Genomic DNA, 26,982 nt, shown 5'->3' on the forward strand with positions numbered 1-26,982 from the left:
TTAATATGTGGCACTTTCACCGAAGGTTACGCCCGTTTTCCCTGATTAGTTTTGACCTTGATGACACCTTGTATGATAACGGGCCGGTGATTTTAAATGCCGAGCAGCAACTTGCCGATTATATTGCTCGTGCATGGCCCGAGGTCAGTGATATGGATGCCGCGGCATGGCGTCAATTGAGGGATCATGTGGCAAAAGAAGATGCGGCACTCGCCAGTGATATGACCGCACTTCGCCTCGCTACTCTGATCCGTGGATTAAGGCAGCGGGGCGTTCTTGAGCGCCGAGCGCGATCGCTTGCCGAAGAGGGGATGGAACAATTTTTAGTCGCGCGAAATGATGTCACCATCGATCCGAAGGTGATCGCATTGCTCGACCAACTTGCGGCCCACTATCCACTGGTAGCGGTCAGTAATGGTAATGCAGATATTCATCGATTGGGGCTCAGTGATTATTTTATTGCGGCTTATCACCCAGGTCATGGCCGTCGAGGAAAACCATTTACCGATCTTTTTGTGGCGGCTGCAGAGGGTGCGAAGCTAACTGCTCCGGATCAGCTATTGCATATTGGCGACCATCCAGTCAGTGATGTGCAAGGCGCCCTTAATTTTGGCGCTCAGAGTATCTGGTATGTACCCGAGCCTGCTTCCCTGTCGCAACACCCAACTCGCCTCCCAGAAGCGCGAGTCTCGGAACTCACCGCCTTGCATGCGTTAGTCCCCGGAAGTCAGTAGCTCGGGGCAATCATTGCCTACTGGTTTTATGTACAGTATCATGCGAGGCAATACACTCGGAGCGCGAGTGCTTTTCCCTACCTCTCAACAATGCGATGGAGCGAGCGAATGGATGTTTCTTACTTACTTGATGGGCTGAATGAGCGTCAACGTTCAGCGGTCAGTGCCGGTGAGCAAGATATGCTCGTTCTCGCGGGTGCGGGAAGCGGGAAGACGCGCGTGTTAGTGCATCGAATCGCCTGGCTAATTCAGGTCATGAATTACTCGCCAATGTCTATTTTGGCGGTGACTTTTACCAACAAAGCGGCAGCGGAAATGCGTGGCCGTGTTGAACGTTTGCTAGGGCGCGATGTGCAACGGATGTGGATTGGCACCTTCCACGGCCTCGCTCACCGGCTTCTGCGTGCTCATTATCAAGATGCTCGACTACCGCAAAACTTCCAGATTCTTGACAGTGATGACCAATTGCGTTTGCTGAAACGGACCATCAAAGCGTTGAACCTTGATGAAAAGCAATGGCCCGCAAAGCAGGCGGGGTGGTATATCAACGCCAAGAAAGATGATGGACTGCGACCTCAGCATATTGAAACCCACGATCCTGCCGAAAAAACTCACTTACAGATTTACACTGCATATCAGGAAGCTTGCGATCGCGCCGGCTTGGTCGATTTCGCTGAGCTTTTGCTGCGCGCTCATGAGCTATTAAGAGATAACCGCCATGTTCGAGAGCATTACCAACGCCGCTTCCGGCATATTTTAGTGGATGAGTTTCAAGACACCAACCAAATCCAATATGCATGGGTGCGTCTGCTTGCCGGACAGGATAATCATGTCGCAATTGTCGGAGACGATGATCAGTCTATTTACGGCTGGCGCGGCGCTCAAGTCGAGAATCTCCAGCATTTCTTACGTGATTTTCCACAGGCTGAGACAATCCGACTTGAGCAGAACTACCGTTCCACCAGCACCATTTTGAAAGCAGCGAATCAGGTCATTGCAAACAATAGTGATCGATTGGGCAAAGATTTATGGACCGAAGGCAATGAAGGTGAATCTATCTTGCTGTATTCAGCGTTCAATGAGCAAGAGGAAGCCCGCTATATCGTTGCGCAAATAAAGAAATGGCAAGATGAGGGAGGAGCCCTCAATGATGTCGCGATTTTGTATCGAAATAATGCGCAATCTCGGGTCCTCGAGGAGTCATTATTGTACGCGAGTCTCCCCTATCGAATTTATGGTGGGCTCCGATTCTTCGATCGACAAGAAGTCAAAGATGCCATTGCTTATCTACGCCTTATCAGTAATCGCCAAGATGATGCGGCCTTTGAACGGGTGGTGAATACTCCCACTCGCGGAATCGGTGAACGGACGTTAGGTCTGATTCGAGAGCTCGCGCGTTCTGAGCAACTTCCAATGTGGCAAGCGGCTCGTAAAATGGTCAGTCAATCACTGTTGGCTGGGCGAGCAAAGACGGCCGTGGTGGGCTTTTTGGACCTAATCCAAAGCCTTGAGGAAGCCTGTGTCGATCAGCCGCTTTCCAAACAAACGGATCGTGTATTGAAAGGCAGTGGGTTGCTGGCCATGTATCAAGCAGAACAGAGCGATAAAGCTGAAACGCGGGTGGAAAACTTACAAGAATTGGTCAGTGCAACCGACAGCTTTGTACCTTCTGGCGAAGAGGGGATGACCCCATTGGCGGAGTTTCTTGCGCATGCGGCATTGGAAGCCGGTGATGAGCAAGCGGATGCTTATCAGGATGCGGTTCAGTTGATGACCTTGCACAGCGCGAAAGGCTTGGAGTTCCCGCTGGTTTTTATGACGGGGATGGAAGAAGGGACCTTCCCCTCGCAAATGTCATCAGGTGAGCCGGGGCGACTCGAAGAAGAGCGTCGGTTGTGCTACGTGGGTATGACCCGCGCCATGGAGAAACTCATCTTAACCTATGCAGAAAGCCGCCGATTGTACGGGCAGGAGAATTTCCATCGGCCTAGTCGGTTTATCGCCGAAATTCCCTCGGATTTAGTCAGTGAGGTGCGTGTTCAGACGCGGATTGAGCAGCCCGCTGCTCGCCGGAGCCGCTTCCATACGAGCGCTTCACACGAAGCGTTTAACGAAACGGGGTTCCAGCTAGGCCAGCGTGTTTTACACCAAACGTTTGGCGAGGGAACTGTACTCAATTATGAGGGCACGGGCCCGCAAAGCCGGATCCAAGTCAATTTTGATGATGTCGGCAGTAAGTGGCTGGTTGTGGCGTACGCCAAGCTCACCCCTTTGCGTTAATGCTTTGCGTCGCTTTGGCTGCGCGACGCACATCGCGATGTGCCTTGGCCGCATCGAATGAATAGATAGCGAGCGCACTCCAAATAATCGTAAAGGTCACGACTTTATCAATGGCAAAAGGCTCTCCGTACACGAAGACCGCAAGGATAAACATGAGGCTCGGACCGATATATTGGAAGAATCCGAGTGTCGAGTAGCGGATGCGTTTCGCAGCGCCCGTGAAAAACAATAAGGGAACCGTGGTGATGACTCCGGCCATGACCAATAAGGTGTTAAGCTGCCAAGTGTTCTGCAACATATTGCTCGAGTCACTACTCGCAAACGCGAAGAAATAAATCAAAATGGCCGGCAGCAAAATAAGGACTTCAAGCCATAACCCTGTCAGGGAATCAAAGGGCAGCTTCTTGCGGATGGCTCCATAGGTGGCAAATGATGCGGCAAGGGTTAGGGCAATCCAGGGAACCGAGCCAAAGGTGATAATTTGGATTGCGACGCCAGTAAATGCGAGTCCAACCGCCCAGATCTGTAGTTTTCTCAGTCGCTCACCAAAAAACAGCATGCCGATGGCCACATTTAACAACGGGTTGATGTAGTAACCAAGGCTCGCATCCAGAATAAAGTCATTCGCCACGGCCCAGATGAACAAAAGCCAATTGAATCCCACCAATAGTGCGGCAATCGCCAGTCTGAATAGCAATTTGGGTGCTTTAAAGGCGGCGACGACCCGACTTAATTTACCGGTTGCAACGAGTAAGATGAAGACCAGAAAGAATGCCCAAATGATTCGATGGGCAAGGACCTCGAATGCGGGGACGTGCGCGACGGCTTTAAAGTAGACGGGGGCTATCCCCCAAATTGTGTACGCAGCGATCGCAAAAAGCACCCCTTGGCGGGCCTGACGATCAGCATCATTCATTGGTGAGTTCACACATTTATCCTACGATGTACGTGCCCGTTCCAAAGGCGATAAGCATTCCATCTTCGTTATGCATTTCCATGCGTGCTACAGCAACCTTGTTCCCTGAACGGATAATGGTCGCAGTGGTAATGAATTCTTTGCCACGCCCGGGTCGAACGTAGTCGACGCGCAGGTCGATGGTGCCGCAACGAGCGATGCGCTTGACGATTTCGTCCGCAGGTAAATCTTGCTTTAGACGCTCAATCACACTGGCCATAATCACCACACCGCCTGCAGTATCCAACGCCGTTGCTGTCACCCCACCATGTAAAATTTGCATCGGAGCATTCCCAACGAGCTGGTCTTGCCAGCGAAAGCGGACTTCCGATTGCTGGGCATCGAACTTCGTCACCACAATCCCCAAGTGTTTTTGAAAGGGGATTTGCTCGTTCATAAAGGTGGAAATTTGTTCAAGTAGGGCAGAAGAAGACATATGCTCATGGTTATCTTGAATTGGGATGCTTACAATAGAGAGCAACCGAAGTTGAGTCAACTAGATGAGTGAGTCGTGCCGATATCCCAAGGGTCCATGAAAACTAACGCAAAAGACGCCAGCGTCGATATGGATCTAGCGGCGGCAAAAGCCCAGCTACGGGATATTTTTGGGTATACGTCCTTTCGCTTCGGGCAAGAAGCGATCATTCGCGCCATTTTGCGTGGCCAGGATACCCTCGCCTTGCTGCCTACCGGAGCAGGAAAGTCCCTGTGTTATCAACTCCCCGCGCTGCTTCTTAGAGGTATTACGCTCGTCGTATCACCACTGGTCTCCTTGATGGATGACCAAGTCGATGCCATGCGCGAGCTTGGTGTTCCTGCCGGTGCGATTCACTCAGGCATGAGCTCTCCTGAGGTGATTGAAACTTTTCGGCAGCTGCACCGCGGCGAGTTGAAGCTCGTGTACCTGGCTCCAGAGCGGTTACTCCAATCGGGCTTTCGCAGCCGGCTCATGGAACTGGATATCTCACTTATTGCAGTTGATGAGGCGCACTGTGTTTCTCAATGGGGGCACGATTTCCGCCCTGAGTATGGTCAGCTTGGACAAATTCGCGAGTGGTTGCCCCATGTCCCCATTCTTGCTTTGACAGCCACAGCGGATGCTGTGACACGCCATGACATCATTTCCTGCTTACAGCTCCACGATCCGGAGTTGGTGCAAGGTTCTTTTGATCGTCCGAACATTCGTTACCTTGTGCAAGAAAAATTCAAGCCTCGGGAACAAGTGGTTCAGTATGTGAAGCGTCAGCGAGGAGCTCCAGGGATTATCTACTGTGGGAGTCGAAAGCGTACGGAGGAGTTGTCCGAAAGCTTGATGCGAGCAGGTGTGCGCGCTGCACCCTATCACGCAGGACTTCCGCATGACGCCCGAGCACGGACCCTCCGTGGCTTCATTCGCGACGATATTGATGTCGTGGTTGCGACGATCGCCTTCGGTATGGGCATCAATAAGCCGAACGTTCGGTATGTATTACATTACGATATTCCCCGCAGCGTGGAGGCCTATTATCAAGAAACCGGACGTGCAGGCCGGGATGGCGCACCTGCGGAAGCCATGCTGTTTTACGAACCCAATGATGCGGCTTGGATTTGGCGTCTTTTTGCCGAGCAAGAGGAAACGCCTCAAGTTCGGGTGGAACAACAGAAGTTCTCTGCCATGACTTCGTTTGCAGAAGCGCAAACCTGCCGACGCTTGGTGCTCTTGAATTACTTTAATGAGTATCGTGACAAAGCCTGTGGAAATTGTGACCTCTGCCTTCATCCACCGCGCAGCTATGATGGAACCATCGATGCTCAAAAAGCACTCAGTTGTGTGTATCGGACCGGTCAGCAATTCGGAATCCAGCACGTGGTTGAGGTGCTGCGGGGTGGTGCGAGTCAAAAAGTGAAGCAATACGGGCATGAGAAACTGAGTACTTGGGGCATTGGGAGCGATCATAGCTCTGAATATTGGACGTCGGTGCTACGGCAGCTCATTCATCGCGGACTGCTGATTCAAGATATTCGCCGACATAGCGCCTTGGTTCTGACGGAGGAGGCGCGTCCGGTCTTGCGCGGTGAGATAGCGCTCACTCTCGCAGTGCCCCGTTTGCAGACTCAAATCGATGCGGAAACGGTGAACGACCGCGGCCAACATGACAAGGCGCTCTTCAAGCGTCTGAAAAAATTGAGAAAAATGATTGCGGAACGCGAAGAAAAACCGCCGTTCGTGGTATTCAGCGATGTGACCTTGCGAGAAATGGCACAACTGCTCCCCACCACGCGCGATGCTATGTTGCGAATTTCCGGTGTCGGGCAAGTAAAACTCGATCGGTATGCCGATAGCTTTATCGTTGAAATTAAAGATTATTTAGGCCAGTAAGAAATTATTTTGCGGCCTTGGCCTGCTAAAAACCCACCTTGAATCCGACCTTTACAGTCAACTCCTAACAAATTGTATATTTATTCACCTAGACCTTGTAAATATTTTGTCATAAAGTCTGGTTAAGATATAATCACTACACACAGATGTAGCTACAAATTTACAACAAAAAAGAAGCTAAATTGGACAAAAAACCTGTGAAACTGTCCTTTATTTGTAATAGAATTCGCGCGTTTCGTTCATGCGGTCGTCATCGAATTGTCACAATTCGGGATTATCGTTACGCGTCCAAGCTACTCTACAAACTCTCACACACTAACTATGCAGGAAATTTGGCATGACTAAGACGACGAAACTGACCCGCATCGCCGCGGCAGTAGCGCTTACGTTGGGTATGTCTGGTGTTGCACTGGCGGAAACAGCTTCCTCCATGCGCGGACAAATCGTTGGACCACAAGGTGAAGTGGTCGCCAACACTCGCGTAATCATCCAGCACGTACCTTCTGGTACTGTTCAGACTACCACCACTAACAACCAAGGTATCTTTACCGCTTCTGGTCTGCGGGTTGGCGGTCCTTACATTGTAATGATCGACTCCGAAGTCTACGAAGGAAAAACTCTGGAAGATATCTTCCTGCAGTTAGGTGATCAGTACCGTTTGAGTGCACAGCTTGAGCCGCGTCGCGAGAACATCGAGCGCATCACGGTCACCGGCCGCGCCATTAACACCACATCACTGCAAGCGGGCTCCTCGAGCACGTGGGGTGCACAAGAAATTCAAAACATGCCAACGTTTGACCGCGATCTTAAAGACATCGTGCGTCAAAACCCACTGGCAGCTGACTTGGGCGACGACAGCCGCTCATTGACCGTTGGTGGTAACAACCCACGTTACAACAGCATCACGGTTGACGGGATTGGCCAGAACGATGATTTCGGCTTGAACGCCGGTGGTTACCCAACGAACCGGACACCGATCTCAATCGACGCGATTGAGCAGGTCTCTATCCAGAGCGCACCATTCAATGCGCGTTACTCTGGCTTTGCTGGTGCTCGTATCAACGCGGTTACGCGTTCAGGAACCAACGAGTTCAGCGGTTCTGTATTCTATGAATACGCATCAGATGACCTTGCAGGCCGTCCGAAGCGCAGCAGCATCTTGGGTGGAAACCGCCCGAATCTCGAATACAAAGAGGAAACCTATGGCTTTAGCCTGGGCGGTCCAATTTTACGTGACCGTTTGTTCTTCTTCGTAAACTATGAGAACTACTCAGAGCCGACGTCAATCGATCAAGGTCCTGCTGGTTCTTCTGCAATTGAGCAAAAGCAAATCGATCCTGCGTTGGTTGAGCGCATTCAAAACATCGCGCGCAACGTGTATGGCGTTGAGCCAGGCGACTGGAACGTGCGTCCTGACCAAAAAGACGAGAAGATTCTCGTTAAGTTGGATTGGAACATCAACAACGACCACCGTGCATCATTCACATATCAACGTGCTGACGACGAAGCGGCGTTTAACACCCGTACGGGCGGTGTGACCAACCTGAACTTGAATTCGCATTGGTACACGCGGACTCAGACCATGGACAACTTTGCATTGCAGTTGTACTCCAACTGGTCACCAAACTTCAGCACCGAGGTTAAAGCGTCTGTGAAGGACGTTGCGACTGGACAGGATCCAAGCCTTGGCCGTAACTTTGGTCAGGTTCAGGTTCGCTTTACTGATGATGAAAACGCAGCGGGTGCTGGCGGTCAGATTAACATCGGTCCAGACCGTTCACGTCATGCGAACAGCCTTGAAACCAAAACCACCGAGTTCCAGATCCACGGTGAATACCTAATTGGTAACCATCAGCTCCAGTTCGGTGCTGAGTACCAAGAAATTGACGTATTCAACGAGTTCATTCAAGACGCGTTAGGTTCATTTATCTTTACCAGCGTTGAGAACTTCGAAAACCGTTTCGCGAACCAAATCGCTTACCAAAACGCATTCACAAACGTTACGCGTGATGGTGCTGCTGAGTTTGCGTACAACAACACGGCGTTCTACCTGCAAAACAGCTGGGACGTAAACTGGGATTTGACCCTGAACTTCGGTGTTCGTTATGAGCGCTTCGGTTCAAGCGACCGCCCAGCATTCAACCAGAACTTCTTCGACCGTTATGGTTTCGACAATACCATGAACATGGACGGTCTGGATCTCTGGTTGCCGCGCTTTAGCTTCAACTACGAGTGGACAGACAACATCACAGTACGTGGTGGTGTAGGTCAATTCTCGGGTGGTCGTCCAAACGTGTGGATTTCAAACGCTTACACCAACGACGGTGTGACGATTGTTGCAGCACCTAACCTGACCAACGTCTCTGACGTTGATATCCGTCAAGTTCCTCAGTCAATGCGTGATGCACTGTCTGCAGGTGACGGTAACACCACACCAATCGATCCAAACTTCAGAATGCCATACGACACGCGTTACAGCTTGGCGTTGGACTACTCTGACCTGAGCATTCCTTTGCTAGGTGATGGCTGGTTTGCGTCAGCAGAAGTTATCTACACGCAGAAGGATCGTGAAGTTGCATGGACTAACTTGGCGAAAGTTGCTTTGTTGGACGACAACGGAAATCAGGTGACTTCAGCGGGCGGTCGTCCACTGTATGTAAGCTGGGATCCACTGGCTGGTCCACGTCCTACCACAATTGGTGGCTTTAACACCAACCGGTACGACGTCATGTTGACCAACGTTGAAGGTGGCCGTTCGCTCGTGTCGACATTCAGCATCGGTAACAACTGGGACAACGGTCTGAGCCTGCGCTTGAGCTACACCAACCAAGACGTAAAAGACATCACGTCTGGTGGTTCATCAACTGCGCACTCGAACTACAACTTCCAGACCGCAGTCGACAAGCAAAACCCAACTGTTGGTGTTGCTTCGTATGAAATCAAGCACCGCTTCATGGCAAGCTTGAACTACCGTACGGAAATCTTCGCGGGCTATGCGTCGAACTTCAACCTGTTCTTCGATCGCAGCTCGGGTCGTCCTTGGAGCTACGCGCTGGATACCTTCCAGTTCCGTGGTTTCGGTGATGCGTCTCAGCAAAACTTGTGGACATCGACCAACTACTTGCCGTACATCCCGACTGGCCCGAACGATCCAAACGTTCGCTACACTGGTGGGTTGACGTATGAGCAGTTCGCTGAGTGGTTGGAAGCGGGTAACTTAACGCGCTATGCAGGTGGCTATGCAGTGCGTAACGAAGGTCGCCGTGGTCCATACGTGACAAACCTTGATTTCCGCTTCGAGCAAGAAATCCCAGGTCTGTTCAACAACCACCGTGGTGCGATCTACTTCGACTTGCGTAACGTTCTCGCTCTGTTGGACACGAACCAGCGTCACACGGTTAGCTTCTCTGATACCGGTGTTCGTTTAGCGTCTGTTCAAATCGATCCAGAAACTGGACAGTACATCTACGGTGCTCCGTTCGGTGGCTTCGGTGGCGTTGAGAACGCGGTTCGTTACAATGCGCGCGCCTCAACCTGGAATGCGAAAATCGGTATCCGTTACCGCTTCTAAGCAAATTCCAAGCGAAAGCTAGTGAAACCGGCCTCATATGAGGCCGGTTTTTTTTGTGCGCAAAAGGCTTCTTCGCGGGATAAAAATGAGAACAACCCAATTCAAGAAGGCAATTGGGCTAAAGTCTAATCTGATCCGTTTTGAAAGCATGTTAGGTTAGCCAGCTACCTGATAGGTCTGCTATCTTGCTTTCAATAACAACAACTGGGAAATCATTATGAATGCAATATTTGTTTTGATTGCAGGGATTGGCGCTATGGCTTTGGGGTACCTTTTTTACTCCAAGTTTATCGCGGAAAGGATTTACAAACTCGACCCGAATTTTCGGACGCCCGCACACGAATTTGAAGATGGCGTCGATTTCGTTCCGACTAACAAATACGTATTGTGGGGTCACCACTTTACCTCTGTTGCGGGTGCTGCCCCCATCATTGGCCCCGCAATTGCGGTGATCTGGGGTTGGGTTCCCGCTTTTCTGTGGGTCATTTTAGGGACCATTTTCTTTGCTGGTGTACACGACGCCGGTGCCATTTGGGCCAGTAACCGTAACAAAGCAAAATCAATCGGTGCACTCACGGGTGACGTGGTGGGCAAGCGCGCACGCAGCTTGTTTATGATTGTGATTTTCCTCGTACTGTTGATGGTGAATGCTGTTTTTGCAGTGGTCATTGCTGGACTCCTTGTCGATTTTAATAGTGCTGTTATCCCTGTGTGGGGAGCCATCTTTGTCGCCTTGATTATCGGTCAGCTCATCTACCGAAAGTTGGTGGGCTTACTCGCCGTATCGATTATTGGTGTGATAGCGCTCTACACACTCATTGGCCTCGGTCCTGCCTTTCCCCTTGCACTGCCGGAAACCTTTATGGGTCTGTCCGACCGTGCCCAGTGGATTATTATCCTGTTTGGTTATGCGGCCATTGCCTCTCTACTTCCAGTATGGGTGCTGCTCCAGCCACGGGACTACATTAACGGGCTGCAGCTCTTTATTGGCTTGATTCTACTGTATGCAGCGGTCTTGCTTGCTGGACCAGACATGGTTGCTCCGGCCTTTAATACGGATGTGCCGGCGGGTACGCCGTCGATCGTGCCTTTACTGTTCGTAACCATTGCGTGTGGTGCGATATCTGGATTCCATGGTCTGGTTGCAGGCGGTACCACTTCAAAGCAACTCGATAAAGAAACCGATGCACGCTTTGTCGGATATTTTGGTGCTGTTGGTGAGGGCTCACTCGCGCTGGCGGCTATTATTGCTGCGGCGGCAGGTTTCGCAACCTTAGCGGACTGGCAGGCGGTGTATCATAGCTTCGGTCAAGGTGGCGTGAATGCGTTCGTAGCCGGTGGTGCCAACATCTTAAGCAACGGTATCGGGTTGAGTGAAGGGCTTGCACAAACCTTGTTAACCGTGATGGCGGTGCTTTTTGCCGGAACCACGATGGATACAGGGCTGCGACTTCAGCGTTACATTTTCCAAGAGTGGGGCCAAATCTATGACATCAAATGGATGCAAAAAGTCATTCCTGCGACCTTACTCGCTGTGGGTGCCTGTGTCTTGCTTGCGTTTGGTGCGGGTGGCGCAGATGGCTCGGGTGGTCTGTTAATCTGGCCATTATTTGGTACCACGAATCAGTTACTAGCCGGTTTGACGTTACTGGTGATTACGGTGATTTTGGTGCGCTATGGTCGGCCAATGTATTACACCTTGATTCCATTGCTGTTTCTTTTAGTCATGACCGTGGCGGCACTCATTATTCAGCTACGGACCTTCTATGAGCAGCAAGATTGGTTCTTGTTTGGTTTAGATATTGTGGTCTTGATTGCCGCTATCTTCATTGCGCTTGAGTGTGGTTCCACATTGAATAAACTGCGCAAAGGTGAGCTTGAATCCTCTGAAGTCAAAGATTAAGCGAGGTCAGCTATGAATGATCGTCTTGGTCGTATCAAAGCGCTCTGGCGCAAAGCCAATGCATTTGCCGAAGAGGCGTACAACGCGCCCTATCGTTCTGCGATAGCTCGGGCAAAACGCGATCAAGACGATTTATTCATGTTGATGGTTTACTCGGAGTTAATGGGTATTCCAAATCCAGCGAGTTTCTACACTCTCGAATTGCAGCCATTGATGCTCGAACGGTTCCATGAATGGCACATTCGAATGGGCATGGAGCATTCGCCACTGGACAATATTCGCTGCTGCTAAATCTTTTCATTGCGAGCGAGTTTGATGCGTAACACGATGTATATCGCAAGGGTGACAAACCCACCCACCATCAAACTATAAAGCGGTGCCCACAGTGCGACGGCGTGGTATGTTTGCGCACGATCTTCGAGCCCCGCCCAACCGTAAAACAAAGAGATCTGGAAGTTTCCCTGCATTAAAGTAGTGAAGAAAGCAGCAACCGACAGCGTTCGCATCCACAAGCGATTCAGCCGAGGGTAGAGCAGGATGACGAGTGTTGGATATAGCAGAGGTAAAAAATTAACGAGCATCAGCGCACCATTCGGTACGTGATTCTGATAGGTCATTGCCATAATCACAAAGATGACACATAGCAATCCCAAGCGAAGTAAAGTCATGATTGCTCCTCAAGCTTTTCTTGAGTCTAGCAGGCTAAAACAGCCTAAGGTATGTTGGATATGAGTTGGACGGATTTTTCGATCAAAGAAAAACAAGACCTCTTCGGCCGGCGGCTGCTTCTTGTGGGTGGGAAAGGCGGTGTCGGCAAGACCACGATTTCCTCTGCGCTTGCCCTTGAAGCCGCGGAGATGGGTAAGAAAACTCTGCTGATATCGACAGACCCCGCCCACAACCTAGGAGACGCCTTCAACACTTCCATTGGGGGAAAAATAAAATCTGTTTATGCACATCTAGATGCGCTTGAAATCGACCCAGACAAGGAGGCGCGCGCGCACTTAGAACGAATTATTCAGCAAATGAAGCAGTTCGTGCATCCTGATCTCTATGCCGAAGCAGAGCGTCAACTTCGTCTTTCAGCAAACTCTCCTGGGGCTCAAGAGGCAGCCCTGCTCGAGCGAATTTGTCGGGAGATTGAGCATGGATTGGCCCACTATGACTTGCTAATTTTTGATACGGCCCCAACGGGCCATACATTGCGTTTATTAACTTTGCCTGAGGCCATGGCGGCTTGGACACAAGGCATGCTGCAACATGATAAGAAGTCTTCAGAACTCAGTGGTGTCCTAGCCCATTTGAGCCCTAAGGCCGGCAAGGATGTGGATAATCCTCTTGGTGAGCCTGAGCAGTTAGCAACTGCTGAAATGAGTCCCCGTAGTCGCGGGATTACAGAAACTTTGCTGCAGCGCCAGCGGTTATTTCAGCGCACGAGGCGGATCTTAAAAGATCCGTCAACCACGGCACTTTTGTATGTGTTGATACCAGAGAAACTCCCGATTCTTGAGACACAACGCGCGGTGAAAACATTGCAAGAGGAGTCTGTTCCGGTTGGTGGTATCTTTGTGAATCGTGTGTTGCCTAGCCATGCGGATGGCGAATTTCTGGCGATTCGTCGGCAACAAGAGGCACAACGATTACAAGAAATTGAAGGTGCGTTTAACAGGCTTCCGCTCTTCAAAGTCCCGCTGCAACCCACCGATATTCAGGGCGTGGAACAGCTTCGCTCGGTGTTTAAAACACCTTAAACAACACTCAATAAAAAAGCCTTGTAACCGCTCTCTGTCACAAGGCTTTCTACTAAGATTCTGCTTAGGTGCTGTTAGCGAATATCATCGCCTACCGGCGCCGACAAGGACCCTGGAATCAATTCAGGTGGTGGCGACTGTTCGACCAACTCCCGTAAGACCTCGAGTGCCCGTTCAAGCTGCGCATCGTGTCCTTGGAAGGTGGTAAACGGCAAATTGTCGACCTGAATATCTGGGTTGACCCCTGATCCTTCCAATATCCAACGACCATCGACCGCATACTGACCGAGCTCGGCAACCCGTGCGAGGCCGCGATCCGCCAGTCGATTGCGATCAGAGAGCCACACCCCAGCCCCTGCAGTTTGCATCCCAATTACTGGGCCAAGCTCGAGCGCTCGAACACCTGCGGAGAAGGTTTCTCCATCGGAATACGTGAGCTGGTCCGCGAGCACCACCAGTTGTCCAGTGAAGGCCTGTTGCATATTGGTAAAGCTATCACCACCTCCACGGCGTTGCCAGAACGCCCAAGCACGGCGCAGAAGCTTCTCCAGTACCCAGCTATCAATGTTACCGCCTCGATTGCGGCGAACATCAATAATCAAACCGTCTTTTTGGAAGTTTGCATAGAACTCCCGCGCGAAACTGCTGATGTCGTTTGCTCCCATCGCATAAAGGTGCAGGTAGCCATAGCGACCATCGCTCGCTTCGTGAACACGGTCGCGATTATTCTGAACCCAGGTTTCATAGCGCAAACGATGGTCTCGTTGCCCATCGACAGGACGCACAACGGTCTGAAGTTCCCGTTGTTCTCCGCCCTCAGTCCGCAGAAGCGTTAGCAGAACCTGGCGTTCGGCGGTGCCTCGCAGTGCGTGCAATAGCTCACCGGGGTGGGCAACCGCCCGACCGTTTACGTGCGTAATGATATCGCCTTCCCGTGCATCCACACCCGGAGCAGAGAGCGGAGCGGCTTGATTCGGCAACTCCGGATCCACGCGATAAATGGTTTGTATCTGGACACCTTGAGGTACAACTTGAAGTTGTGCGCCGAGGGTCGCTGCGCGCGCCCGTTCCTGTGGCTGACGATATTCACCCCCGCGAACTTGTGAGTGCAGTACGTTCAGTTCACTCAGTAATTGCGCAAGTAAATCATCCAGTTCATGGCGGTCGGTTAAGCGAGCAACAAAAGGCGCGTAGCGCTCGTACATCGCATCCCAATCGACCCCACGCATGTTCACATCGAATAAGAATTCACGATGCATCAGCCAAGCATCTCGGAACATTTGCTGCCATTCTTCCCGCGGGGAAAATGCCAGTTGCCAATTGCGTGTGGCAATCCGTGCGTGGCTGACGTCACTGGGAGCGCTTGCGCCTGCGTTCACCACGAACATATTGTGTTCGCCGGTTTGTTGATAGAACATCCGTTTCCCATCGTGCGAAAGCGCGTAACGGGAAACATTGTTGGCAAAGGTTTCCCGTTTAATGTCGGTATGAGTGAACGCAATAGAATACAAGGTCGGTGGTGTCCCCCATCCGGCCTCACGGGCTTGAACATACAGTCGGTCATCGTTCGCGCTTAGGTTAAAATAATTGTCTGCCGCGACGGGAACTTGCCAAAGGCGCTCCGGGAGCCCTTCGAAGCGAACCGCTTGCTCGCTGGCACGTTCATTATCGCAATGCATGATTTCTGCCGGTGCGGCAAATGGGAAGCAGGCATCGGGTTTCAACGCAACCGCAAAGATTAGCGTTCGTTTGTCAAACATCGGCCCCATGTTCCGATCACCCCACGGTGACGATGGTGTTGGATTAAATGTCCGCTCTGAGAGGAAATACAGCCACTTCCCATCGGTGCTAAACGCCGGTGAATACGACTCGTACTTCTCTGAAGTGACAATCACATGTTCTTGAGATGCAATATCATAGAGCACGACTTGATTGCGCGAAGGTGCGGTTCGGTTCTCAATGGTGAAGGTGAGTAAGGAACCATCAGCCGACCATTGCACATCAGAATAACCTCGGCTCGGCATACTGCCATCAAAAACCAAGCGTTCCTCGCCTGAGCTTAAATCTAACAGGTACAAATGCCCTCGATGATCATGATGTGCCAATGATTGACCATCTGGCGCAAGGTGGATCCCCGAGCGGAATGCCCGACCGTTCGTGGTTAGCTGTTCGCCCCCGTCACGGCCGTCCGCAGGAAAACGCCAGATTTCATTCTCGCCGGAGTGATCATTCACCGCGTAGACCCAATTCCCATCATGGCTCAATAAAGCATAGCGGGTCCGCGATGCGGTCGGTGTTTGAATTTCGACCACCCTACGCGAGCCGGTACTCGCAATCGCCACCTGGCTGCGGGCCGTCAACACAACCTGATCGGTCCCATCATCTGTCAGGGTATAGGTGGCATCGGTCAAGTAGCTTACTGGGTTTTCTAACCAGCGCTCTTGGCGCTGCGTGAAGTCACTGGTTAACTCAATTGCAATGCGCTCTGAATGACCATTGGCGATGGTATAGGTATAAAGATCGGCTCCCCGTTGGTACACAATCCGACCATTGTGGAGGTTTGCATCCCAGACTTGCAGATCGGCATAGTCTGTATGCTGACGGAAATCTGAACCGTTGCTCGCCATGGACCATAGGTTTGGTGTTCCATCGGCATCACTAATAAAATAGACGCGTCCGTTCCAGTACATGGGGCGACGCACCGATCCCTCATGGTCAGCCGTTAAGTGATGGGCTTCTTGTTCTGAACCCGCGGTATAACGCCAAATTTGTCCTTTGGCTCCGCCACGATACACCCGTGCATTGTCTGCGGTAGCTTGCAAGCCGAAACGCGTAAAGTAAATGTGGCTCCCATCAGCACTTGTCGTGCCCTCAATGGCATCCATTAACGGTAAGGTCTTGGTTTCCAAGGTACTTGGATCGACTTGACGAAGGACCCATTGGTTCGCAGGACCGACAATATTGTCCGTGCTGTACAGAACATGGCCGTCGGGCGTCCATCCTTGCATTCGGACGCGACTGTTCTCAAAGCTCACGCGCTGGGGCACCCCTCCAGTGAGTGGCATTACGTACACTTCGGGCTCGCCATCATAATTCGCTACAAAAGCTACTGAGCGACCATCTGGTGAGATTCGCGCGCCGAGTTCTTCGGTGGCATGGGACGTTAAGCGTCGCGTGACATTGGCGTCTTTCTGTTTTTTCCAGAGATCGCCTTCCGCGGTAAAGACAATCACATCGTTATGAATAGCGGGTGCGCGAAAATAACCGTCTTGAGTTTCTGCCAAGCTGGTGCTTATTCCGCCCAGAATTGCAGTAGTCGCGAGGGCGAGGGTGCTCAGCCGCGCAGCGAAACGTATGTTTTTTTGTTGCATGAGAGAGTTCCGTTGTTCAAACGTCAAAAAAGAATTATTTGTTACGAGCGCGAGGACGCATTCGATTTTCCTAATCCGCCGCTGAGCACGAGTTGGAGCGCTTCGGCGGGCTTCATGTCGATGCTCTTCGTACAGGATTTCGGGACAATAATTGTGTAGCCGCCGACGTTGTACGCCATGGGTAAAAACACCGCCAGTTGTTCGTCGCTCATCAGCGACGACATCCGGTCATCTTTTATACCGCCTTTCTTGGTTACAATACCAATCAGTTCAACGTCTGATTGAGGGAGTTTAACGAGTACGACGGATTCATCGGCAAAATTCTTTCCCGACATCAGCTCCATCAGGTCCTGCAAAATGCCATAGATTTGGCTTGCGCCAGGAATCTTCATCAGAATTTTGCCTGGCAGTTCCCATAACCATGAAATCCCACGCCACCGCGCGCTAAACCCGACCACGGTACACAAGAAAATAAAACTCAAAAGCGCCATCCCGGGATAATACCAATCGTTATTGAGGACTAGCTGAAGCAGAGGTGCGAGAGCACTTTCAATGGTCTGTAAGAGCCAGCGAAAAATCTCAATGGTAATAACGAGGGGAAGAATGATAGCAAGGCCTTTGAGCAGGCTTTGGATAAGTAACTTCATGTTCGGCTGTCTCCCTTACATTGTGCAGTATAGAATGAAGACAGCCTAGCATGTTCTGAGACAAGATTTATGCAAACAGTGCAACAAATCCGAGTGCGATAATACCGATATTGGAAAACCAACTAATCGCGAAGAAGTAGCTCCGTGGGCTTGGATTTTTCTCGGTCGCAATGCCGTAGTAAAGCAGCATGTGCGCAATCCGAGAAACAACCATAATGGCCATGAGTGCTTGTAACCAAACCGGATTTGCCCCGGCGAGAATGGCAAATAATGCGCCACCCACCATCGTTCCCGCGTTCTCCAGTGAGTTTTGGTGTGTCCGCCATGCGCGGAACGTGAAGCTGCGATGAGCGGCGTCGCGAGGCGGTAGACCGGGAACGGACCCTGGTTGGCGGGCTTTTGCAAAGCTCGCCACAAACCATTGCAGCATAATGGTGGCAATCAGAATGCCAAGCCACACCAGTGATGTGTGGTAATCCTGAACAAGAAAACTGTGATTTTGCATATCGATGCCTCTATACGTAAAGTCTGGAATGTATCACCGTGACGGAAATGAATTCATTTATTTGATGGGAATAATTTTTCTTCCGCTCTGTTTATAACAAGAAGTATAGTTTGAACTCCAGTGAAGACGAGGATGGAATCATGAAAATATTACGGACGCGCCGCACGGCTTTGTGGTTATGTTGCATTGCAGGGCTCAGTTGGAGCCTGCCAGGCATTGCAGATAATGCGCCAGTACCCGTGCAAAATGCGGTCGAAGGGCGCATTTCCGGTGATATGTCAGGAGCATGCATTGCTGCTGCGCGCATTGCACCAAACCAGGAGGGTGTGCTTGAGGTTGAGCGTGGGTTTGCCTGCGCGAATGCACAGACCCCGCTGCCGGATGAGCGAAGCCGATTTGAAATTGGCTCTGTGTCCAAGACCATGTTGGGTGCTTTGGTTGCGGCACAAGTTCGTGAGGGAGAGTTGGATATCAACCAGACGGTAGCAAGCTTGTTGCCGGACGGGGTGCGCTTTTCAGATCCGCGTGCAGAGTCGATGACCCTTGCTCATCTCCTCACGCACACCTCTGGATTGCCGCGACTTCCCAGCAACCTGAATCCAGCGGACGTCAGTGACCCATATGCAGATTACACAGAGGAATTACTTTGGGAAGCGGTCCAAACGACCGAGTTGACGACCGACCCGGGTGAGGCGTTCGCGTATTCTAACTTTGCCTACATGTTGCTCTCACAACTCGTGAGCGAGCATGCCGAACGGTCACTGTCGGACCTATTTGAACAGACGGTGTTCGCACCCCTCGGAATGACTACTGCCTCATTTAGCGGTGAAACGCTCCCACCAACAAACTCAGATGGCAACGGTGTAGCGAATTGGCACATGCCAAAAAATATGGAAGGGGTCGGTGCGGTTCGGGCCAGTTTGATGGATCTGGAGAACTATGTGAAAGGCCATCTCGGCGAGGCACCCGCAGACGTGTTTTCCGCGTTGCAACTGAGTCAAACCACCTTGCTGTCACCCGGTGGTCGTGATCTTGCCTGGGGCTGGATGATTGCTCCTGCAAGTGGCGTGAATTATGTGGCGCACGGGGGCGGTACAGGGGGATTCACTTCCATGGTGGCGTTTGATCCACAAAGCCGTTTAGGAGCGGTGGTGCTAACCAATGGGGCGCTGTATCAAACCGGCGACATTCAGTTACTCGCGTTGCATTTGATGGATTCAACCATTCCCCCAGGCTCACCGTATCGCTTGCCGGAACAGCCTGAACAGCTAGACCTTGCTCAATACGAAGGCGTCTATCCGTTGCTGCCCGGTTTTGATTTGAGAATTTTTGTCCAAGACGGCCAACTCCATATTCAAGGCACGGGACAACCCTCGGCTCCGGTCGCCTATGCTGAGGAAGATACGTTTGAGAACCGTCAGTTTGGCGCTCGGTTTGTTTTTGAGCGTGATGCAGCGGGGCATGTCGTCTCCGTCGTACTTCATCAGGGCGGCCAACAATTACGTGGGGAGAGACAGCCGCTCGCTGATTAACGTGGTTTTTGAAACACCACGACATCGCGGCCCCGATGGACAATTGGGGCCGCAAAGTACTGACTTATCCAATCGAACGTCGTATCGCGATAAAACACCACATGGGTTGGATCCAGAATGTATTGCCAACGCGCGAATGCATCTCGAGTCGTGGGCTTTTGGGTCATGATGGCGAGTACACCACCGGGATTCAGGCAGGCAAACAAAGTCGCTAATATCTCACGCGGCGCGCGGAGATGCTCGAAGACTTCTGTTGCTGTAATGAAATCATAAGATGACGCGAGTTTGGCGGGATCATGCGCAAAGTACAAATCATAGTTTTCACACGAATAGCCATGCTCGGCAAACATCAGATAGAGGGTGGGGCCTGGGCCGGAACCAAAATCGAGCCCCCGCGCATTGGGCTGAAGGAACGGAAGAACGGCCTCGAGGGTACGGCTTAAAAACCGTCGGTAACCTGCATCGGTTGGCGAGTTTTCGTGAGTTTGATAAAACGCCCGCTCTTCAGCAGCATCAGGATGAAATAATGCAGGAACAAAGACTGCATGGCATTGGGGGCAGCACCAAAACTCCCGTCCAGCGAGGGGATTGCGAGTCTCCGTATGCCAGAGGGAGGCAGCTTCTGTTGCACAGATAGGGCACGCATCGGGCATGATCGCAGAGCACTCCATTTCGATGAAAATTTGCACGACCCACAAAAGGTGTTGTGCTACTGTAAATGGGATCGTACCCGAAAGAAACGATGCTGTATAACGACGACCGCGGGTCACAACAATAATAATTCACAAGGCGTTTGGCATGCTCCCCGTTAGTCTTGTTCTGTTTACTGCGTTTGCGTATCTCGCACTGCTTTTTACGATTGCCTCGCGTGGCGAGCGCTCGAAAGTTTCTGGTCCTCGCCCGTGGCGTTACTCTTTGGCGCTCGGCGTACATTGTACAACCTGGGCGTTTTACGGGACGGTTACCCAAGCCGCTCATTATGGTTGGTGGTTTGCGCCAACCTACGTAGGTGGCATTCTCGTGTTCTTGTTTGCCCATCAGGTCATGATGAAGCTCTTGATGGTGGTCAAGCAGCAAAATCTCACGTCGATTGCCGATCTGATAGGTTCTCGTTACGGTAAATCACATCTACTTGCTGGTGGTGTCGCACTGATTTCACTGGTCGCCCTCGTGCCGTATATCTCTCTGCAATTGCGTGCGGTAACGGCAAGTTTCTCAGCGATCACGGGCATCGACAGTACACGGATCCCTTGGTTTACTGATGTAGCGGCTGGTGTGGCCGTCGCTATGATTGGCTTTTCCATTCTTTTTGGCGCGCGGCGATTGAGCCTCTCCGAAAAGCATCCGGGCTTAATGGATGCCGTTGCCTTTGAGTCTGTAGTAAAGCTTCTCGCATTTATGTGTGTGGGATGGTTCTGCGTTTATCAATTGTTCGACGGGTTTAATGACCTCGTCATGCAAGCGGCAGTAAACCCAGTGACTCAAGATATGTTACAAGCCCCACCCGGGGGGTTATATATCTATTTGACGCACATGGTATTGGGTGCGCTCGCGATGTTTCTCCTACCACGACAATTCCAAGTCAATTTCATCGAAAATACGCACCCCGATGAACTGCGCACGGCTCGCTGGGCATTTCCACTTTATCTCTTTGCGATCAACCTGTTTATCTTACCCATTGCGTTGGCGGGGGGAATTTTGGTCCCCGAGTACGCCACCACGGATATGTTCTTGCTGGCGCTGCCGGTTTTTGCAGAGCGTCCAGACATCAGCTTGATTGCGTTTATTGGCGGACTATCCGCCGCAACCAGCATGGTAATTGTCTCCACGCTTGCGCTCAGTATCATGATGTCGAACGACGTCCTTACCCCACTTTGGCTTCGGATTCGTCAATCGCAGAATAAGCTCGTAAAACTCACACCCAGCTTCGTATTGGCCATTCGTCGCGGTGTAATGGTGGTCATTATCTTGTTGGCCTACCTGTATCATGAGGCCACCCAAGCCGGTGTGACCTTGGTGAGCAATGGGTTAATTGCCATGGCGCTCCTCGCCCAGTTAGGCCCTGCTATGCTCGCGGGTTTGTTTTGGCAACGGGCAAGCCGTTTAGCCGCCTCGGTGAGCATTACCTGTGGCACGATTATCTGGGGTTATTTGCTGTTGCTGCCTTCCTTGAGTACCACCACCCAGTTGACGGATTTGTCGATTAGCCATGGGGTGGTGTGGAGCTTGGGTGTGAACCTCGCCCTATACGTCCTGATTTCGTTGGTGCGGCCAGCAAAAGGCGTCGACTATATGGATGCCCAACGGTTTGTCTACCCAGAGCGGGAAATGGCGGAAGCAGAGGGCGCACAGCAAATTACCTGGGGCCGCTTACGCACACTATTGGCCCGCTTTATGGATGACAAAGATACCCGGCAGCTCGATCAGCGTTTGGGGTTAACCCTTGCGGCGGCCCCGCGGGATGGATTGGTTCCTCCGCTCCTATTCCAGCGGATTGAGCGGGAACTGGCCGGGGCCATAGGCAGTGCGGCGAGTCGTTTGGTGCTGCGCGGACTTGCGGCTCATGAGAAAGTGACCGCAGCAACAATGGAAGATTGGGCAACCGAGGCATCTCGGCTCTATCGCTTCAATCGGGAGCTGCTGCAAGCCTCAGTTGAGAATATTCCACAGGGTATCAGCGTGATTGATAAAGAGCTTCGTCTGGTCGCGTGGAACTCACGCTATCTCGAGATTTTTGCGTACCCAGATGGGTTTATTCGCGCCGGTATGCAAGTTCAAGAAATTCTTCGTTACAACGCGGAACGCGGGCTTTTTGGTCAACCCGATGCAGATATTCAAGCGGAAATTACGAAGCGCCTGCATTACCTACAACAGGGCAGCAGCTATCGCTATCAACGCCGTCAGCCGAATGGACAGATCATTGAACTGCAAGGCAGCCCGATGCCTGAAGGTGGATTTGTCACAACCTACACGGACATTACGGAATTAGTGCGTGCTCAAGAAGAACTGCATTTGATTAACCAAGAGCTGGAGCAACGGGTACAAGAGCGGACCCACGCGCTGTCACAAGCCAATTCCCAGTTGGAACACGCAAAACATGTGGCTGAGCAAGCGCATATCAGTAAATCGAAATTCTTTGCAGCGGCCGGCCATGATCTGATGCAACCGTTTAATGCCGCCTCGCTGTTTTGCGAAATGTTAGAGCAACGCTTGACTCGGATGGGGCAAGAGGACGATACCAAACTCGCGCGCCAAATTCAGCAATCGCTACAGAGCGCCGAAGAGCTGCTGACCATGCTATTGGAAATGACCAAACTTGAGTCGGGAAATCTAAAGCCCGAGCTCCGTCCCGTTTCCTTGCCCGAGGTCCTTCAGCCGCTCGCGGAGTCATTTCAGTACCTTGCAGAGGATAAGCAGCTGACGCTCGCAGTCCGACTGCCCGCAGTCACGGTATACACGGATAAGCGCCTGTTAAGTCGGATTGTGCAGAACCTTCTCTCCAACGCGCTGCGTTACACGGATAAAGGAAAAATTCTTTGTGGTGTGCGCCGCCGTGGTCCCCATCATCTTGATTTACAAGTTTGGGATACTGGCCGTGGGATCCCAGAAGATCAACAAAGCGTCATTTTTGAAGAGTTTCACCAAGTCGAGCGGCACGCTGACAATCCTGGCCTTGGGCTTGGTTTGGCGATTGTCGATCGGATGTGTCGCTTGCTCGATATTCCCATTCAAATTCATTCCAAAGTGGGGCATGGGACCTGCTTCTCAATCCGTCTTCCGGTGTACAGTTGGCAAGACACACGAATCAAACGAAGTCGGCCGCAGATGGAGCGGCAGGACACTTGGTTCACTGGCCAACGCATCCTGCTTCTTGATAACGACGAGCCGCTCCGTCAGGCGCTGGCATCGCTTTTCATGGAGTGGGGTGCGGAAGTGGACGCATGTCACACAATTGATGAAGCGTTGTTAGTCAGTGATCAACCGGACTTACTGGTTGTGGATTATCATTTAGACGATCATGCGGTTGGAACCGACGGTATTGTGCAAATTAGGGCTCACTGGGGGCACGCTATCCCTGCTTTGTTATCCACCGCAGATCCTGATGAAAGTATTCGTGAGCAGGTTATCGAGTTGAGCGCTGCATTCCTTCCGAAACCATTGAAACAGGCAGCGCTTCGCAGAACACTGAAAAAATTACTCGGAATGTAAGTCCGTCGATTCCTCGTCCACTTTTAACATATCGTGGAACATGACACCGGCTTGTGTCCGATTAATGACCCCAAGCTTTCGCAAAATGGCCGACACGTGCTGCTTGATGGTGGTTTCTTGGACATCGAGCTCGTAGGCAATTTGCTTATTCAACAGACCGTCCGCAATGCAGGCGAGTACCTTAAATTGCTGAGGAGTGAGTTGTTCGAGGCGTTGCGCAAAATCTTTGTATTTCGAGTCGGGTCGATCGGTAAGCCGGTCCAATAAGTGCTCAGGAAGCCAACTATCCCCATTGAGAACAGAGCTCACGGCTTGCATTAAGACCGGCAAAGGAGCGGATTTCGGGATATAGGCACTCGCACCATAATCCATCGCCCGTTGAATCACCTCAATATCTTCATTGGCCGATACGATGAGTACCAAAATATCCGGGAATTGGTTTCGGATGGTGGTGAGGCCTGTTAAGCCTTTATTCCCAGGCATATTTAAGTCAAGAAACAGCAGTTCGATTTGCCGTTCCTGCTGTAACAGCGTCACTAAATCCGGGAAGTTTTCTGCCTCCAGCACATCGCTCCCGAGGGTGTTTGCGAGAGCTTGTCGGAGCGCGCTCCGAAATAGCGGATGGTCATCAGCAATGATTGCACGAGCCATAGTATTGGTTTCTAACATCTTGTGGTCCTTCATGTTTTACCGGATGGAGGGTTCCGGTGCAACTGCCTCGCGCGGATAAAAAAGCCACCGACACAGGTGTGACGGTGGCAATCAGTGTCATCCAGGAACACAGATGTCTTAGAACCGATATCCTACCGTCAGCGATATGGTCCGTGGCGCGCCATAGTAACCAATCAGCGTCGTGTCTCCACCCAAGCCAGGCAAGAATTGCCCAGGGTTGTTTGGATCTGGGGCGACGAATGCATAGTTACCCACCAAATATTCTTCGCGCGTCAGGTTCTTACCATGCAAACCAACAGTCCATTTGCCGTTATCACTGTACCAATTCACGCCAAGATTCAACATGCCGTAGCCTTCTTGTGTGAGCAGGTTATTCAGCTCAACGACATCATAACTGCTGCGGTAACTGTAGTTACCCACAAAGCGCAGTGAGCCGTTGTCCACATCGAAATCGTAGGTAAAGCCGATGTTCGCCGTGGTGCTCGGTGTGTTGGTAATTGAGTATTGATCCGTAATGTCGATTTGACCGACGTTCGGGTCAAAGCTGAAGACATTCTTAAAGCTCGCGTCAATCAATCCCAAGCTACCGTATACGTTGAGGTTATTCATGGGTAACCATTGGAACTCAACTTCGAGGCCACGGGCGTCAGAGCGGCCAACGTTGCCTAACCGTTGGTTCAATGCCGTTGCATCATTCGGATCTGGGAAGACCGAGATATATTGACGGTTTTTGTGATCAAGATAGAACGCTGAGGCATTCACGCGGAGCGTGTCGCTGAGATCGCTCTTCACTCCAATCTCGTAGCTGTATACATCTTCTGGATCCGCCGCAGGCTCGGCCACTTCTGCCCGCGGGTTGAAGGTTCCTGACTTAAAGCCCTGACTGAAGCTCGCGTAGAACATGGTGTCGCGGCTATGGCGATATTCAACCCCAAACTTTGGTGTGATTTTCGACCAGGTCTCTTTGTCACGGAGCACGATCGGTGTTCCCACGTCAGGGCCACGGACGTAGCCGGGAACCCAACCCGATTCTGGATAGACGATATCAAAAATCAGACCATTTCGGACCAAGGCATCTTTCTCATCGCGGGTGTAACGCAGCCCCGCAGTGACCGACCACCGATCATCAATTTGGTAGGTCCCTTGAGAGTAAATTGCATGACTTCGGCTGTTCGAACACCCTGAAACTTCTCGCGTGAGGCCTGGTGCACCAAGTGATTGCCCCAACACCCCGAGAATGGCGTCAAAAATTCCGCATGAATCTGCATCGTAGTAGTACAAGCCAGACACGAGGGTTAAGTTGTCTGTGCGATAGTTCATTTGCAGCTCTTGCGTGAACCACTCATCTTCATAAATCGCCGGAACATCAAATATTTGCAACGGTGTGTTGTCAAAATCGATATTGGTCGGCGAGTAGTTTTCCCGCTGCGATGTGATGGAGCGGAATGTGGTGGTATCACTATATTCCCACTCGCCAAGTAAGCTCCATCCCTTCGTTTCTACACGGTTCCAGGTTGGCAAGCTCGTATAGGAATCATAGATGCTGTTGGGCACCGGTGCGTTGGTCAGAATGCTCGGAACAAGGCGGAAACCACCTTTTGCGTTCGAGCGGTCATCGGTTTCGTCATAACTCAACCGGAAGAACACGTCATCGTTTGGACGCCATTCCATCGTGGCTCGGAAGGCTTCCACTTTCTTGTTGTAGTTTTGGGTATCTTGATTTGGCAAGGCACTGATCAAGAAATTACCGTAACCGTTGCGCTGTAAATTCGCGTAACCAAACCCAAAATATAAGTGGTCCTGCACCAGCGGAATCTGTCCGGTCGCTTTCAGGTCCATCTGGTTGTAGCTGCCGCGTGTCGCGCTCACTTCAAACTCGGAATCACCGGTCATACGGCGTGTGACATATTTGACTGCACCCCCGATGGTGTTCTTACCGTACAGGGTTCCTTGCGGACCGCGAAGAATCTCCACGCGCTCTACATCGAGGATATCCAATACCGCACCTTGTGGGCGTGCAATATAAACATCATCGATATAAATCCCGACCCCTGGCTCATAGCCCCACAGCGGATCTTCTTGTCCCACGCCCCGAATGAATGCGGTGATGGTGGAGTTGGTGCCACGGCTCTGTTGCAGTGTCGTGTTTGGTGAGAACTGAGCAACTTCGATAATCGTATCGAGGCCACGTTCTAGGATTTCGGCTTCGCTAATCGATGTAACGGCCACTGGAACGTCTTGTAAGTTTTCGACAGTTCGGCGAGCGGTAACGGTAATACGTTCAAGACGACGAACTTCTTCCGTCGCTTCGGTGGTGTCTGCTTCTTCTGCGTCTTGCGCCATCGCTGGCAACCCAAAACCCAGCAATGCAGTACTCACGGCAACCGCGCAAAGACTGCGCCGGAATTGCCAGGATTGTGATTGCGTTGTGTTCATGATGCTTCCCCCAGGGGTGTTATTTATGTCATGCAAACGTTTCTGTAATCACGACTG

The 26,982-nt window shown here is 51.5% G+C and carries 18 protein-coding genes; 9 read left to right on the top strand and 9 right to left on the bottom strand.

Going from position 1 to position 26,982, the window contains the following annotated elements; genetic code table 11:
- Positions 1 to 5 precede the first annotated feature (5 nt).
- The gene (locus tag CWE11_RS07735) at positions 6 to 734 is read left to right on the top strand and encodes an HAD-IA family hydrolase (protein WP_126777047.1); all 729 of its coding nucleotides are present in this window, start codon (positions 6 to 8) and stop codon (positions 732 to 734) included.
- A 108-nt stretch (positions 735 to 842) separates the two neighbouring features.
- Positions 843 to 3,014, top strand: coding sequence for a DNA helicase II (gene uvrD, locus CWE11_RS07740; protein WP_126777048.1), 2,172 nt, complete (start codon positions 843 to 845; stop codon positions 3,012 to 3,014).
- Here uvrD and rarD read toward each other — a convergent pair.
- Complete coding sequence (rarD, locus tag CWE11_RS07745; RefSeq protein WP_126777133.1) at positions 2,998 to 3,930, bottom strand: EamA family transporter RarD; 933 nt, start codon at positions 3,928 to 3,930, stop codon at positions 2,998 to 3,000. The two genes, uvrD and rarD, sit on opposite strands and share 17 nt — an antisense overlap.
- 16 nt (positions 3,931 to 3,946) lie before the next feature.
- Positions 3,947 to 4,405 carry a thioesterase family protein gene (locus tag CWE11_RS07750; RefSeq protein ID WP_126777049.1) on the bottom strand — a complete coding sequence of 153 codons (459 nt, stop codon included), beginning with the start codon at positions 4,403 to 4,405 and terminating at the stop codon, positions 3,947 to 3,949.
- 96 nt (positions 4,406 to 4,501) lie between these two features.
- On the opposite strand from CWE11_RS07750, the gene recQ reads away from it, so the two are divergent.
- The 4 genes from recQ (at position 4,502) to CWE11_RS07770 (ending at position 12,093) form a co-directional block, all read left to right on the top strand.
- Entirely contained in the window at positions 4,502 to 6,328 is a 1,827-nt protein-coding gene (gene recQ / locus CWE11_RS07755; protein WP_126777050.1) for a DNA helicase RecQ, read from the top strand.
- Positions 6,329 to 6,665: 337 nt separating this feature from the next.
- A complete protein-coding gene (locus CWE11_RS07760; RefSeq protein WP_126777051.1) occupies positions 6,666 to 9,899 on the top strand; it encodes a TonB-dependent receptor in 3,234 nt (1,077 codons plus the stop codon).
- A gap of 217 nt (positions 9,900 to 10,116) precedes the next feature.
- A complete protein-coding gene (locus tag CWE11_RS07765) occupies positions 10,117 to 11,802 on the top strand; it encodes a carbon starvation CstA family protein (protein ID WP_126777052.1) in 1,686 nt (561 codons plus the stop codon).
- A 12-nt stretch (positions 11,803 to 11,814) separates the two neighbouring features.
- Positions 11,815 to 12,093: a cory-CC-star protein gene (locus CWE11_RS07770; protein ID WP_126777053.1), complete on the top strand. Its 279-nt coding sequence runs from the start codon at positions 11,815 to 11,817 to the stop codon at positions 12,091 to 12,093.
- On the opposite strand, the gene CWE11_RS07775 is transcribed toward CWE11_RS07770, so the two are convergent.
- Positions 12,090 to 12,470: a hypothetical protein gene (locus CWE11_RS07775; RefSeq protein WP_126777054.1), complete on the bottom strand. Its 381-nt coding sequence runs from the start codon at positions 12,468 to 12,470 to the stop codon at positions 12,090 to 12,092. The genes CWE11_RS07770 and CWE11_RS07775 overlap by 4 nt on opposite strands.
- Positions 12,471 to 12,530: 60 nt before the next feature.
- Here CWE11_RS07775 and CWE11_RS07780 point away from each other — a divergent pair, with 60 nt between their 5' ends.
- On the top strand, positions 12,531 to 13,553 hold the full coding sequence (locus CWE11_RS07780; RefSeq protein WP_126777055.1) for an ArsA family ATPase: 1,023 nt from the start codon (positions 12,531 to 12,533) through the stop codon (positions 13,551 to 13,553).
- A 74-nt stretch (positions 13,554 to 13,627) separates the two neighbouring features.
- Here CWE11_RS07780 and CWE11_RS07785 read toward each other — a convergent pair whose 3' ends face one another.
- The 3 genes from CWE11_RS07785 to CWE11_RS07795 form a co-directional block, all read right to left on the bottom strand.
- Positions 13,628 to 16,924, bottom strand: coding sequence for a S41 family peptidase (locus CWE11_RS07785; protein ID WP_126777056.1), 3,297 nt, complete (start codon positions 16,922 to 16,924; stop codon positions 13,628 to 13,630).
- A gap of 41 nt (positions 16,925 to 16,965) precedes the next feature.
- A complete protein-coding gene (locus CWE11_RS07790; RefSeq protein ID WP_126777057.1) occupies positions 16,966 to 17,571 on the bottom strand; it encodes a DUF502 domain-containing protein in 606 nt (201 codons plus the stop codon).
- A 67-nt stretch (positions 17,572 to 17,638) separates the two neighbouring features.
- The gene (locus CWE11_RS07795; protein ID WP_126777058.1) at positions 17,639 to 18,076 is read right to left on the bottom strand and encodes an MAPEG family protein; all 438 of its coding nucleotides are present in this window, start codon (positions 18,074 to 18,076) and stop codon (positions 17,639 to 17,641) included.
- A gap of 140 nt (positions 18,077 to 18,216) precedes the next feature.
- Here CWE11_RS07795 and CWE11_RS07800 point away from each other — a divergent pair, with 140 nt between their 5' ends.
- Positions 18,217 to 19,608: a serine hydrolase gene (locus CWE11_RS07800; protein ID WP_126777059.1), complete on the top strand. Its 1,392-nt coding sequence runs from the start codon at positions 18,217 to 18,219 to the stop codon at positions 19,606 to 19,608.
- Here the strand turns inward: CWE11_RS07800 and CWE11_RS07805 are convergent.
- On the bottom strand, positions 19,605 to 20,261 hold the full coding sequence (locus CWE11_RS07805) for a class I SAM-dependent methyltransferase (RefSeq protein WP_126777060.1): 657 nt from the start codon (positions 20,259 to 20,261) through the stop codon (positions 19,605 to 19,607). The two genes, CWE11_RS07800 and CWE11_RS07805, sit on opposite strands and share 4 nt — an antisense overlap.
- A 145-nt stretch (positions 20,262 to 20,406) precedes the next feature.
- Here CWE11_RS07805 and CWE11_RS07810 point away from each other — a divergent pair, with 145 nt between their 5' ends.
- Positions 20,407 to 23,817: a hybrid sensor histidine kinase/response regulator gene (locus tag CWE11_RS07810; RefSeq protein WP_126777061.1), complete on the top strand. Its 3,411-nt coding sequence runs from the start codon at positions 20,407 to 20,409 to the stop codon at positions 23,815 to 23,817.
- On the opposite strand, the gene CWE11_RS07815 is transcribed toward CWE11_RS07810, so the two are convergent.
- Together CWE11_RS07815 and CWE11_RS07820 are read right to left on the bottom strand one after the other, a co-directional pair.
- Positions 23,803 to 24,486, bottom strand: a complete 684-nt coding sequence (locus CWE11_RS07815) for a response regulator transcription factor (protein WP_241971756.1) — start codon at positions 24,484 to 24,486, stop codon at positions 23,803 to 23,805. The genes CWE11_RS07810 and CWE11_RS07815 overlap by 15 nt on opposite strands.
- A gap of 120 nt (positions 24,487 to 24,606) precedes the next feature.
- Positions 24,607 to 26,925, bottom strand: a complete 2,319-nt coding sequence (locus CWE11_RS07820; RefSeq protein ID WP_126777062.1) for a TonB-dependent receptor — start codon at positions 26,923 to 26,925, stop codon at positions 24,607 to 24,609.
- Positions 26,926 to 26,982: the final 57 nt, after the last annotated feature.

The sequence above is a fragment of the Aliidiomarina sanyensis genome (genome assembly GCF_003987175.1).
Classification (GTDB): Bacteria; Pseudomonadota; Gammaproteobacteria; order Enterobacterales; family Alteromonadaceae; genus Aliidiomarina; species Aliidiomarina sanyensis.

What these genes read in the sequence shown, in the direction of transcription:
- CWE11_RS07735 (WP_126777047.1), top strand. Translation starts at nt 6, where the DNA reads ATGTGGCACTTTCACCGAAGGTTACGCCCGTTTTCCCTGATTAGTTTT.
- uvrD (WP_126777048.1), top strand. Translation starts at nt 843, where the DNA reads ATGGATGTTTCTTACTTACTTGATGGGCTGAATGAGCGTCAACGTTCA.
- rarD (WP_126777133.1), bottom strand. Translation starts at nt 3,930, where the DNA reads ATGAATGATGCTGATCGTCAGGCCCGCCAAGGGGTGCTTTTTGCGATC.
- CWE11_RS07750 (WP_126777049.1), bottom strand. Translation starts at nt 4,405, where the DNA reads ATGTCTTCTTCTGCCCTACTTGAACAAATTTCCACCTTTATGAACGAG.
- recQ (WP_126777050.1), top strand. Translation starts at nt 4,502, where the DNA reads ATGAAAACTAACGCAAAAGACGCCAGCGTCGATATGGATCTAGCGGCG.
- CWE11_RS07760 (WP_126777051.1), top strand. Translation starts at nt 6,666, where the DNA reads ATGACTAAGACGACGAAACTGACCCGCATCGCCGCGGCAGTAGCGCTT.
- CWE11_RS07765 (WP_126777052.1), top strand. Translation starts at nt 10,117, where the DNA reads ATGAATGCAATATTTGTTTTGATTGCAGGGATTGGCGCTATGGCTTTG.
- CWE11_RS07770 (WP_126777053.1), top strand. Translation starts at nt 11,815, where the DNA reads ATGAATGATCGTCTTGGTCGTATCAAAGCGCTCTGGCGCAAAGCCAAT.
- CWE11_RS07775 (WP_126777054.1), bottom strand. Translation starts at nt 12,470, where the DNA reads ATGACTTTACTTCGCTTGGGATTGCTATGTGTCATCTTTGTGATTATG.
- CWE11_RS07780 (WP_126777055.1), top strand. Translation starts at nt 12,531, where the DNA reads ATGAGTTGGACGGATTTTTCGATCAAAGAAAAACAAGACCTCTTCGGC.
- CWE11_RS07785 (WP_126777056.1), bottom strand. Translation starts at nt 16,924, where the DNA reads ATGCAACAAAAAAACATACGTTTCGCTGCGCGGCTGAGCACCCTCGCC.
- CWE11_RS07790 (WP_126777057.1), bottom strand. Translation starts at nt 17,571, where the DNA reads ATGAAGTTACTTATCCAAAGCCTGCTCAAAGGCCTTGCTATCATTCTT.
- CWE11_RS07795 (WP_126777058.1), bottom strand. Translation starts at nt 18,076, where the DNA reads ATGCAAAATCACAGTTTTCTTGTTCAGGATTACCACACATCACTGGTG.
- CWE11_RS07800 (WP_126777059.1), top strand. Translation starts at nt 18,217, where the DNA reads ATGAAAATATTACGGACGCGCCGCACGGCTTTGTGGTTATGTTGCATT.
- CWE11_RS07805 (WP_126777060.1), bottom strand. Translation starts at nt 20,261, where the DNA reads ATGCCCGATGCGTGCCCTATCTGTGCAACAGAAGCTGCCTCCCTCTGG.
- CWE11_RS07810 (WP_126777061.1), top strand. Translation starts at nt 20,407, where the DNA reads ATGCTCCCCGTTAGTCTTGTTCTGTTTACTGCGTTTGCGTATCTCGCA.
- CWE11_RS07815 (WP_241971756.1), bottom strand. Translation starts at nt 24,486, where the DNA reads ATGTTAGAAACCAATACTATGGCTCGTGCAATCATTGCTGATGACCAT.
- CWE11_RS07820 (WP_126777062.1), bottom strand. Translation starts at nt 26,925, where the DNA reads ATGAACACAACGCAATCACAATCCTGGCAATTCCGGCGCAGTCTTTGC.